The sequence below is a fragment of the Corallococcus sp. AB018 genome, from assembly GCF_003986945.1.
Lineage (GTDB): Bacteria > Myxococcota > Myxococcia > Myxococcales > Myxococcaceae > Corallococcus > Corallococcus exiguus.
Window position 1 is genome coordinate 19,362 of the sequence record NZ_RAWR01000129.1, and the last position, 10,526, is coordinate 29,887.

Consider the following 10,526-nt stretch of genomic DNA (forward strand, 5'->3'; position numbering starts at 1 on the left):
CTGAACGCGGGATCGCCGAGGCTCGATGCTGCCTTACTGGACGGCGCGGAGCGCGGGCTGCTCGTCCGTCAGCGACGTCAGGAGGCGATCGCCCTCGGCCTCGTCGATGGGCACGAAGCAGCCGAGGTCGGCCCGGTAGGCGTGAACCTGTGCCGCCCCGATGTCGAACCACCAGCCGTGCAGCCGCAGCGTTCCCGCCGCGAGCCGGTCGCGCACGATGGGGTAGGTCTTCAAGTGCTCCAGCTGCGCCAGGACGTTCAGCTGGGAGAGGCGATCCGCGTCCGGCAGCCCCTCGCCCACCTGGGTGTTCTTCTCGCGCAGCGCCTTGAGCGAGGGCGTTCCGTGCGCGAGCCACTGCTCGAGGTTCGGTGCGCCGTCCACGGCGCCTCCGGCCAGGATGGCCTTCATCGCGCCGCAGCTCGAGTGGCCGCAGACCACGACGTCCTCGATGGGCAGGAAGCCCAGGGAGAATTCGATGGCCGCCGCCTCCCCGCGGTCCGCCGAGGGCTGGCCACCGGGCCTGGCCGGCGGAACGAGGTTGCCCACGTTGCGCACGGTGAAGAGGTCACCGGGGTCCGTGGAGACCAGCAGATTGGGCACCACGCGGCTGTCCGAGCAGCTGATGAAGAGGCAGTCAGGGGATTGCCCCTTCGCGAGCCGCGCGAAGGTCGCCCGGTACGAGGGCAAGGTGTGGCGCTGGAAATCGAGCAGGCCTCTGATGAGCTTCTTCACTGCACACCTCCGGGGGAGAGAGTCGAAACGTGATGGACGGGGGAGGAATGGGATGGAGCGGCAGGCCCCGCCGTGGGGGCCGCACGCGCGCTGCGTCGGGTCCAGACATCCTCGAGCGGCTCCATGGTCACGGTGCCGCCCGTCTTGCGATACGTGTCCGCCCAGCTCTCCAGCGCCTCGAAGCCGGAGTGGTCGAGCGTGTTCACCGCCACGTCCACCTCCACCCTGGAGCCCGCGGGAACCTTCGCGAGCGCCGTCGACAGCTTCGGCACGCCGACGAACGTCAGCGCTCCGCTGATGCAGACCTGGTGAACGCCATTGGCGGCGTGGATCTCCACGCGCACCTGGCCGAGCTGCCACAGGAGCCGGAGGATGGCCGCGCCGAGTCCCAGACCGATGCCCGCGAGCAGGTTGATGCCCACGACGCCGGCCACGGTGATGAGGTACACGGGCAGCTCACCGCGGTGCCGCAGCTCCCGGATGTGGGCGAGGTTCACGAGCTTCAGGCCCACGTGCACGAGCAGGCCGGCGAGCACCGTCAGGGGCACGTACGCCGCCAGACTCCCCAGCAGCGTGATGAAGGCGAGCATCCACACCGCGTGGAGCACCGCGGACCAGCGCGTCTTCGCGCCGGCGTTGATGTTCGCCGCGCTGCGCACGATGACGCCGGTGATGGGCAGACCGCCGACCAGACCGGAGAGGGTGTTCGCCACGCCCTGCGCGAGCAGCTCGCGATCCAGGTTCGCCCGCGGGCCCGTGTGGAGCTTGTCGGTCGCCACCGCGCTCAGGAGCGACTCGGCGCTCGCCACGACGGCGAGGGACAGCACGGCCACGAAGAAGGCGCCCCACATGGAGCCTTCCGGAAGGGCCGGCAGCTTGATGGCCGACAGCGCATCCGCCGCCAGCTGCACCCGCGCCACGTCCGCGTTCATCACCGCCGCGACCACGGTCCCGCCCACGACCGCCACCAGCGGCCCCGGGACCTTCTTCAGCCGCCCGTTCGGCAGGAACCCCCAGGCGATGAGGACTCCCAGCGTCATCAGGCCCAGCAGCGTGGCCGCTCCATGAAGGTTCAGCACCTGCCCGGGCAGCTCCCGCAGGTTGTTCCAGGCATTGCTCTGCGGAGAGCCACCCAGCACGATGTGGACCTGCCCCAGCACGATGAGAATGCCGATGCCCGCGAGCATTCCGTGGATCACGGCCGGCGAGATGGCCAGCGCCGAACGCGCCACCTTCAGCCCGCCGAGCGCCACCTGCACGAGTCCCGCCGCGGCCACCGCCGCGCACGTCACGGCGAAGCCCAGCTGCTGGATGAAGCCAAAGACCATCACCGCGAGTCCCGCCGCGGGGCCGCTCACGAGAAGCGGCACGCCACCCATGAGGCCCACCACCAGGCCTCCCACGACGCCGGCAATGAGGCCCGCCATGATGGGCGCTCCAGAGGCGAGCGCGATGCCCATACAGAGGGGCAGGGCCACCAGGAACACCACCAGCGAAGCTGGCAAATCCGAAGCGAGGATCGCCTTCAACGACGGCTTCGCCTCTGCTGCCTTTACATCCGAAGTCATTGCTTGAGCTCCCCTGTCATCCGCCGGGCCTCAGCCCGGGCTCGACGTGACAGGGGGGGCTACGCAAGCGTTGTGCCAGCCCGTCCCGGGCACTTCCCGTCGGGGGCGTGGCGCTTCAAGAGCAGGCGATGAAAGAAACTTGAAGCCCGCGCCCCGGGCGATGAACGAATTTTAAAGTCCTTCACTCCGAGGGCGGGTTCTCCTCCAGACGGCGGAGGAAGGTCGGATAGGAAAGACCCAGTGCGCGGGCCGCCTCCATGCGCCTGCCTCCGAGCTGCTCGAGCACGTGGCGCACATAGAGCCGCTCCACTTCATCGAGCGACCGCGGTGGGCCTGACACGGAGAATGCGTTGGGGTCGACCGCGGCCGGCGCGCCGCCTCCCTTGGCGAGCGACTGCAGCTCGAGCACGGGCCCGCCTTCGAGCACGAGCGCTCGCTCCAGCACGTTGCGCAGCTCCCGGACATTGCCGGGGAACGGATAGCTGAGCAGGCGCTCCTCCGCGGCGGGAGAGAAGGGGACCGGGCGCCGGCCGAGCTCCGAGGAGAGCTCCTGCACGAGCGTCCGTGCGAGCGGCAGCACGTCCTCGCGACGCTCGCGCAAGGGGGGCACGTCCACCCGGAACACGCTCAGCCGGAAGAGGAGGTCCTCGCGAAAGCGCCCGGCGGCGACCTCCGCTTCGAGGTTCTTGTTGGTGGCCGCCACGATGCGCGCGGTGCTCGTGAGCTCCGTCGTCCCACCCAGTCGCCGGAAGGCCCCCTTGTCGAGAAACGTGAGCAGCTTCGCCTGGAGCGCGAGCGGCAGCTCACCCACCTCGTCGAGAAAGAGGAGCCCATCGCTTGCGAGCTCCACGAGCCCGCGCCTCGCTGTCTTCGCATCCGTGAAGGCGCCGCGCTCGTGCCCGAAGAGCTCGCTCTCCATCATCGTGTCCGGAAGCGCGGCGCAGTTGATCTGCACGAAGGCGCCCTGCTTCTGGCGCAAGGCGTAGAGGTGGCGGGCGAGCACCGCCTTCCCGGTCCCGGTCTCCCCGAGCAGCAGGACGGGGCTTCGCGGAGTGGTGGCGATCCGCTCCAGCATCTGGAGGGTTCGCTGCATCGCTGGCGAGCGGGGCTCCGCCATCCGATGCCGTCCTTCGAGGACGCTCTCCGCCTGGCGCAGCCGTTCCTGGAGCTGGAGGTCGCTTGCCGCGCGGCGTGCGCGCAACACCAGGTCGTCAATCTCGACCGGCTTGCTCAGGTAGTCGCGAGCACCCGCGCGGATGGCTTCGACGGCGCTCTCGATATCTCCGTGCGCGGTCACCATCAGCACGACGGTCCCCGGAAGCTGGGCCCGCAGCTCGGGCAGGAAGACGAGCCCATCTCCGTCCGGCAGCCTCCGGTCCAGCAGCACGAGGTCCGGCGCCTCGGCGGCGAGCGCGGCGCGGGTCTCATGCAGCGAGCGCGCGACCCGGACGCGAAAGCCCTCCTGGCTCAGCATGGACGCCGCGAGCGAGGAGAAGGTCCTGTCGTCATCGACGAGCAGCAGGGAGGTGCTCATGAGGCCATTTTCTCAAGCGGAAGGCGAACCGTGAAGCGGCTGCCCCCGGGCACGCGTGTATAGGAGACGCTTCCGCCATCATGCGCGCGGATGGCCGTGCGCACCATCGGAAGCCCGAGCCCGATCCCCCTCGAACGGCCCACCGCGAATGGCTCCCAGAGCCTGGGCTCGAAGGCCGGGGGCACTCCTCCCGCGTTGTCCTCCACGACGAGCACCACCTCTGTGTCTTCGCGAAGGAGCCGGACTTCGACGCGAGGCGTCGGCTGCTGGCCTGTGTCATGGGCCACGGCCCCGGCTTCGACGGCGTTGCGGATGAGATTGTCGACAGCGGAGACCAGCAGCGTCGGGTCCCCCTTCACGAAGAGCCCCTCCTGCAGTGTGGTCTCGATGGTGACATCCGCTGCTTCCGGCAGGAGCCTCACGGCTTGAAGCGCGTCCTGGACGAGCAGGTACATCTCACAGCTGCGCCGCTGCGTGGACTGGGGGGAGGCGAAGCTCAGCAAGGAGCGGGCGAGGTGGCCGAGCCGGTCCGCCTGGGAACGCAGCGCCTGGACAGGCAACGTCGTTTCCCCTCCTTTCGCGCGAATCATGCTGAGCGCGGCCTGCATGCTGTTGAGCGCGTTCTTCACCTCGTGGGCGATGAGCGAGGAGGCGGTGCCGAGCGCCGCCATCGTCTCCTGGCGCCGCAATTGTTCTTCGGCGGCCATCAGCGAACGGTAGGAGCGGCGCAGGAGCACCGTGAAGAGGAGGAGCACTCCGCCGAGCAGCGCGGTGTGAAAGCCGAGCTGGCCCAGGTAGCGGCGCTTGAGCAGCGCACGGTCCCGCGCCTCGTCCTCGAGCACGGCGAGCAGCATCTCGGTTCCGGGGACGAGCGCCGCCGCGCCGAGCAGCCGCGTGCCTCCGAGCGTGATGGCCCCGGGAGTCTCCACCAGCGGGCGAAGGTGTGCGGCGAGCTCCGGCTGGCGCAGGAGTGGCGGGGGCGTTGCCGGCAGGAGGAGCCGGCCGCGCTCGCCGAGCAGGGCGACCATGGACTCGTTCGTCCCGCGATGGACCGGGAGCAGCTCGCTCGCCGTCGCGAGCTCGCCCACGAGGAGGCCCACGACGCGGTCGTCGCGGACGATGGGGACCGCGACCGCGATGAGGCCTCCGCCTTCCTCGTCCAGCAGTCCGACCGACGCGGCCCGCTTCTCCACCATCCGCCGGAACCACGGGCGCGAGGTGAGCGGCGTGCGCCCGAGCGGCATGTTCAACGGGTCGCTCCAGATGCGCTGGCCGTTCGCTGACACCAGCGCGACTCCGGCCGAGAAGAGCGACGTGTGGCCGAAGGCGTTCTCGAGCAGCGCCACCTCGGGGCCTGCTGCTCCGTCCTCGGGTCTGAGCGACGGGTGCTCCGCCAGCCGTTGCAGCTCCGAGCGCAGCAGTCCGAGATGCGCGCCCAGTGCCTGGGCCTGGAGGCCCGCGCGGTCCGACAGGTGAACGAGGAGTTCGCCCTCCGCCGCCTTCACGTCCGCCTGGTAGGTCACGAAGGGACTGACGAAGGCGGCGCACCAGAGGAGCATCAGGCCGACCACGGCGGACCGGCCCGCTTTTCTCTGCGTGCGAAGAAGCTCGCCCGGTGGGGGTACGAGAGAGGTCAGGGAGGGATGGGCCGGGGGCGGCGACATGGGCCCATCATCAACACATTTCGACCGGCTCTGCGTGGCCGCGGTGAAGGCCTCTGCTCTAGACGCCCAGGGCGACGAGTAGCTCGTCCAGCTGCTCGAACGTCTCGACCATCCCACAGGTGCTCCCGGAGGCGATGGCACCGTCGAGAGCTTCCTTCGAGGGATGGAGGTCGTGCACGACGACCCGCGTCTTGCCGCCTTCCTCTTCGAAGGTCACCGTGGTGACGGCCCCCTCAGCACTTTCCTCATTCGTCCAGGCGAGGCGCGCGTGCGGCGTCACTTCGATGTACTTACCGAAGAACGCCATCGGCTGCTCCGAGGCAGGGTGGCCGAACACGAAACGGTACGTGCCCCCGACACGAACATCGGCCTCGCAGGAAATGAAGGAAATCCCAAACGACTTCGGTGCCCACCACCGCTTGAGCAGCTCGGGCTGGGTCCACGCCTCGAAAATGATGCGCGCCGGGCCGTTGACGGTTCGCGTGACGACGAACTCGCGCTCGGATTTCCGTTCCGTCGTGGTGACGTTCTTCACGGGTTCACTCTCTGTTCTTGCGTCCATGGACCTTCTCCTGTTGTTTCAGTGAAGCATGAGGCCCAGATCTAGTAGGAGTTGTAAGACTCCGAGCGCACCCAGAAGGTGGCGCTGTAGTTGACCGGCTCGGCCGCGAAATGGGTGACCGCGTACCAGGGCCAGCGTGCCGTGTTCGGGTTCGCGAGCGCGATGCCGCTGCTGGACACCGCGCCGAGCTGCACGAACGTGACCGGATCCTCCAGCGACGCGGACGCGCTGCACGTCGTGCCCACGCACGACACGTAGATGCCAATGCGCAGCTTCCACACGCCGTTCAGCGCCGCTTTGTCGAACGACACGCAGTGCAGGATGTCCGACCCGTAGATGTCATTCCAGGCGAACCGCTCGATGGCGAACTCCACCTTCGAGTCCGACGGGTCCGCGGGGCAGCTCGGGTGCGACGCGGTGTCGATGCGCCCCAGCGCGATGCCGATGCCACCGTTCGGTGCGTTGGTGCCGAACGCGCCGCTGGAGGTGAAGGGTTGGCCGTTCGCGAAGCCGCTGATGGCGATGTGCTCGCTGCTGGACTGCAGCAATTGCGTCGCCGCGACATCCACTTCGATGTACTGCGAATCACCCACCGCGCCCGCCGGCTTCATGGCCGCTGCACCCAGGCGCGACGCGCCACAGAGTCCCGGTGCGCAGGGTGGGGTGAGGGAGAAGCTCGTTTGCGCGGACGCGGACGCGCCCCAGGACATCACCGCCACGACGAGTCCCCGAATCAATGACATGCGCATGGACGTTTCTCCGGTGAGCTGGCCCCGGGATGGGGGGCATGACTCCGGGATAGCACGGGCTCCAGGCTCAATTCCTCCCTACGCATCGCCACCGTAGGTTTCCCGCGACAAGGCAATGCGAGTACGCTCTTTCGAAGCAGCGATTCCCCACCGTTGTCATGACTCCCTGAACGAGGAGCGTAAAGCCATGAGAACCCAATTGAAGAAATCCGCTCTGCTGTCCTTGTTGTCCGGGCTGCTGGTGGTGGCCTGTGGCGACGTCCGCGACTCGAGCCCCACGACTGGGGATTCGCCCGTGGGCACCTCCGAGGCCGCGGTGTGCTCCGACGGGAGCTGTACGTGTATCGCGCCGGATTGCGACGCCCTGAACTTCACGAACTGCGGGAATGGCGGCGGCACGACGGCGTGCTCCTGGTTCGACGGAAGCACTTGCAGGACCGCCACCTGCAGCTGTTCGAACAGGCGATGGGTCTGCCCTTGAGGTGACCGCGCCCCTCAGCCAGGACCCGCCAGGCGCGACAGCTCACGCCACTTCAGCATCGAGCGGCGGAAGTGTTCCTCCGGTGGGTCCTCGATGCCGAAGGTGTGGAGCATCACGGGGCCGTCGTAGCCGGCCCGGCGCAAGGGGAGCAGGTATTCGGTCCCCACGTCGAGGCTGCCCCGGTCCAGCGGTTGGATGACGTCGGACCAGGTGGAGGCGTTCGGGTCGAACTCGCGCGCGGCGCCGTGGATGCTCACGAGGGCGAGCTGGGGGGCGGCGGTGGTGATGATCTCCGCCAGCCGGTCCCGGTTGCCCGCCCTGAGCTCGTGGCAGAGGTGGAGCGAGGTCTTCAATCGGGGACGGTCGACCGCGGCCATCAGCGCGAGTGACTCCTCGACGTTCTCGATGGCCTCGCCGTCGTGCGGATAGAGGACGACGTCCACGCCGTGCGCGGTGGCCAGGTCCACCACGTCACGAACCGAGGCGACCATGGCCGCCTTCGCGTCAGGAGGACCGTTCAGGATGAGCCACAGCGCGGTCCGCCTGGGCGCGAGCGCCGCCAGAATCCCGTTCAGCTCCTCGCGGTCCCAGGCCGTGTCGAAGGGCAGGCCGAAGAGGACGGCCGGAAGATGCACCCGCCCCGCCTCCACCGCGGGCTGGCGGGCATAGCTGTCAAAGGCCTCACGGCCCGGCCAGAACAGCGTCACCCCGGAGTATCCGAGCGAGTCGAGCAGCTCCACCTGCGCGGCGACCGGCCGCGACTCCAGCGTGAAATTGAACGCACCGAGCGGAGCCTCGGGGGGGCCCAAGCGCCGTGGCTCGGCGCAGCCTACGAAGGCCAGGAGCAGCAGGAAAGCAGTCGTCCGCATCGTCACGGGATTGAACTTCGAGGGAAGGGGGACAATCCAGGTCTGCATTTGCGCTTCAGCGCCAGTGATACAGGAAAGACGCTCCGGGAACGAAGGCGGGGGTGTCCTGGTGCTGCAATTGCGTTCCGGCGAGGATCCCCAGGTCCACGGACCACCGCGGCCCCATGAACCGCGCGCCCGCCGTCGCGAAGGCGAACGCGTCGGACATGGCGGGCACCGGTGAGATGGCGACTTCCCCCGCGAAGCCCCAGTGCTCGCTGACTCGCAGGAAGCCTCCCAACATGGGCAGCACCATCAAGCCCCCGTTGTCATCCCGGGCCCAGACGTAGATGGGCTGGACCGTGAAGGAGAGGTTCGCGTCGGCCGTCCCGTAGGTGAGGGTGCCGTAGGCGGCGGCGGCGTTGTGAAGCCCCTGCGAGCCAGGGAAGTCGCTGTCATAGGTGCCGCCCTGCATGCCGAACGCCAGATGCAGCTTCTCGGTCAGCGGCGTGGACACCTTGATGCCCCCCATGAGGCTGAAGGCTGTGTCGCCATACACCAGCTGGAACGGGGTCGCCGTGGCCAGGTGCACGGACACGCGCTCGCTCAGGCCCACCTGCGCGACGGTGGCGAAGAACGCCTGCTGTCCGACGAAGCCCTCTCCCGCATGCAGCGGCAGCGCCGTTGAGCCGAGCAGTCCGCGCGTGCGGGTGGGGTTCTCGAACCAGCCTTCGGCGGACGCAGCGCCAGGGACGGCCAACGACAACAGGAGCAAGCAGATGAATCGTGGTGCCATGATTTCCCCCTTGGCTCAACGCCAGTGAAACAGGAACGAAGCCCCGGGGAGCACGGAGGGTTTGTCCGTGTCCTTCCATTGCTGCTCGGCGAGGAGCCCCAGGTCCAGGGACCACTGGCGCCCCATGTACCGCGCGCCCGCCGTCGCGAAGCCGAACGTGCCGCTGATGCCAGCGACCGGTGAGAGCGCGACCTCCCCGGCGAGACCCCATCGCTCTCCCAGCCGGACGAAGCCGCCCAGCATGGGCAGGACCATCAGGCTTCCGGAGTGGTAGGTCCCCCAGGCGAAGAAGGGCCGGACCGTGAGCGACACGTGTGCGTCCGCGGTCCCATAGGTGAGGATGCCGTAGACCGAGACGGCGTTGAGCGTGTCCAACAGATAGAGGCCGGTGTCGAAGCTGCCGCCCTGGACGCCGAACGCCAGATGCAGCCGCTCTGTCAGCGGGCTCGAAACCTTGATGCCTCCCAGGAGGCTGAAGGGGACGTCGTCGAAGGCACGGCCCATCGAATAGACGAAGCCGGCCGATGCCACGCTCACCGACACGCGTTCGCTCAAGCCCACTTCCGCGACGGTGAAGAGGAGCGCCTGTTGTCCGACGAAGCCCTCTCCCGCATGCAGCGGCAGCGCCGTTGAACCGAGCAGTCCGCGCGTGCGGGTGGGGTTCTCGAACCAACCCCGGGCCGATGCCGGAGCCAGCTCCTCGGCGCTGACGGAGGCGCCAGGGAGGGCCAACGACAAGATGAGCAGGCAGATGCGATGTGGCGTCATGGGTCCCCCGTCGTGGTGGCGGCCCCATACGCAACCACCATGCCAGGGAGGCCCTGCTCAGGAGTCGGGGAGCCGGTGCTCCACCGCGGTCAGCGGAGTGCTGACATGCGAGTCATGCCGCCACGGATTCCCAGCACGTGGCCGTGCTGACCCGGGCAGAGGCTCTTCCCAGCGCTTTGCGTCTCCGGCGAATCAAGGGACGTAGGCGATGCAATCAATCTCCACGCGCAGGCCCGCGTCCGGAAGCGCGGAGACCTGCACGGTGGTTCGCGCGGGCCGGTGACCGGCGAAGACGCGCTCGTAGACGGCGTTCATCCGGGCGAACTCCTGCATGTCCACCAGGAAGACGCCGCAGCGCAGGACGTGCTGGAGGCTGGAGCCGCCGGCCACGAGGATGCGCTCCAGGTTGCGCAGCACCTGCTCCGTCTGCGCTTCGATTCCGTCGGCCTGCACGCCGGTGGAAGGGTCCCTGGCCGCCTGGCCGGAGATGAAGAGAAGCCGGTCCAACTGCATGCCGGGAGAGTACGGGCCCGCGGGCTTGGGCAGTCCAGGCGCGAGGATGGGCTGATGCTTCGCTGACGTCATGGGTGTGTCTCCTGTGTCCGACAGGGGCGCCTGCCGGGTCTGCTGACGCAGCCCGTTCTCCCGGTGCGGATTCCCACACCGGGCGGCGATTCCCGGCAGGACAATGGCACGCCTAAGCCAACCGGAGTAATTCCGTTCAGGGGTACGCTGCGTTGGTAATGAGCAGCGTGCGCCGGAAGAGGCCCCAGCAGGGCGTGCGGCTAACTGCCGGGCAGCGGCGCCTCCTGACAGGGCTGCTC

General features: G+C 68.5%; 10 protein-coding genes. All 10 read right to left on the minus strand.

Translation table 11 applies throughout. From position 1 onward, the window contains the following. Nucleotides 1-33: 33 nt before the first annotated feature. Entirely contained in the window at nt 34-732 is a 699-nt protein-coding gene (locus D7Y11_RS25470) for a carbonic anhydrase (protein ID WP_120575192.1), read from the minus strand. Continuing rightward, on the minus strand, nt 729-2,300 hold the full coding sequence (locus D7Y11_RS25475; protein WP_120575193.1) for a SulP family inorganic anion transporter: 1,572 nt from the start codon (nt 2,298-2,300) through the stop codon (nt 729-731). Before D7Y11_RS25475 ends, D7Y11_RS25470 begins: the two co-directional genes overlap by 4 nt. Before the next feature lie 181 nt (nt 2,301-2,481). Next, a complete protein-coding gene (locus D7Y11_RS25480; protein WP_120575194.1) occupies nt 2,482-3,834 on the minus strand; it encodes a sigma-54 dependent transcriptional regulator in 1,353 nt (450 codons plus the stop codon). After that, nucleotides 3,831-5,393 carry a sensor histidine kinase gene (locus D7Y11_RS25485; RefSeq protein WP_306770465.1) on the minus strand — a complete coding sequence of 521 codons (1,563 nt, stop codon included), beginning with the start codon at nt 5,391-5,393 and terminating at the stop codon, nt 3,831-3,833. Before D7Y11_RS25485 ends, D7Y11_RS25480 begins: the two co-directional genes overlap by 4 nt. 163 nt (nt 5,394-5,556) lie before the next feature. After that, entirely contained in the window at nt 5,557-6,033 is a 477-nt protein-coding gene (locus D7Y11_RS25490; RefSeq protein ID WP_233607391.1) for an SRPBCC family protein, read from the minus strand. Between the two features lie 68 nt (nt 6,034-6,101). Beyond that, nucleotides 6,102-6,809, minus strand: coding sequence for a hypothetical protein (locus D7Y11_RS25495; RefSeq protein WP_121751741.1), 708 nt, complete (start codon nt 6,807-6,809; stop codon nt 6,102-6,104). Between the two features lie 495 nt (nt 6,810-7,304). Then, the gene (locus D7Y11_RS25500) at nt 7,305-8,159 is read right to left on the minus strand and encodes a sugar phosphate isomerase/epimerase (protein WP_158641995.1); all 855 of its coding nucleotides are present in this window, start codon (nt 8,157-8,159) and stop codon (nt 7,305-7,307) included. 55 nt (nt 8,160-8,214) lie between these two features. Beyond that, the gene (locus D7Y11_RS25505; protein ID WP_126935004.1) at nt 8,215-8,934 is read right to left on the minus strand and encodes a hypothetical protein; all 720 of its coding nucleotides are present in this window, start codon (nt 8,932-8,934) and stop codon (nt 8,215-8,217) included. A 15-nt stretch (nt 8,935-8,949) separates the two neighbouring features. Next, complete coding sequence (locus D7Y11_RS25510) at nt 8,950-9,702, minus strand: hypothetical protein (protein ID WP_120575201.1); 753 nt, start codon at nt 9,700-9,702, stop codon at nt 8,950-8,952. Between the two features lie 192 nt (nt 9,703-9,894). After that, a complete protein-coding gene (locus tag D7Y11_RS25515) occupies nt 9,895-10,287 on the minus strand; it encodes a RidA family protein (protein ID WP_120575202.1) in 393 nt (130 codons plus the stop codon). Between the last annotated feature and the right edge of the window lie 239 nt (nt 10,288-10,526).

Bases quoted from the DNA above. Each gene is read 5' to 3' on its own strand.
- D7Y11_RS25475 (WP_120575193.1), bottom strand. From the start codon at position 2,300: ATGACTTCGGATGTAAAGGCAGCAGAGGCGAAGCCGTCGTTGAAGGCG.
- D7Y11_RS25480 (WP_120575194.1), bottom strand. From the start codon at position 3,834: ATGAGCACCTCCCTGCTGCTCGTCGATGACGACAGGACCTTCTCCTCG.
- D7Y11_RS25485 (WP_306770465.1), bottom strand. From the start codon at position 5,393: ATGCTCCTCTGGTGCGCCGCCTTCGTCAGTCCCTTCGTGACCTACCAG.
- D7Y11_RS25495 (WP_121751741.1), bottom strand. From the start codon at position 6,809: ATGCGCATGTCATTGATTCGGGGACTCGTCGTGGCGGTGATGTCCTGG.
- D7Y11_RS25500 (WP_158641995.1), bottom strand. From the start codon at position 8,159: ATGCGGACGACTGCTTTCCTGCTGCTCCTGGCCTTCGTAGGCTGCGCC.
- D7Y11_RS25505 (WP_126935004.1), bottom strand. From the start codon at position 8,934: ATGGCACCACGATTCATCTGCTTGCTCCTGTTGTCGTTGGCCGTCCCT.
- D7Y11_RS25510 (WP_120575201.1), bottom strand. From the start codon at position 9,702: ATGACGCCACATCGCATCTGCCTGCTCATCTTGTCGTTGGCCCTCCCT.
- D7Y11_RS25515 (WP_120575202.1), bottom strand. From the start codon at position 10,287: ATGACGTCAGCGAAGCATCAGCCCATCCTCGCGCCTGGACTGCCCAAG.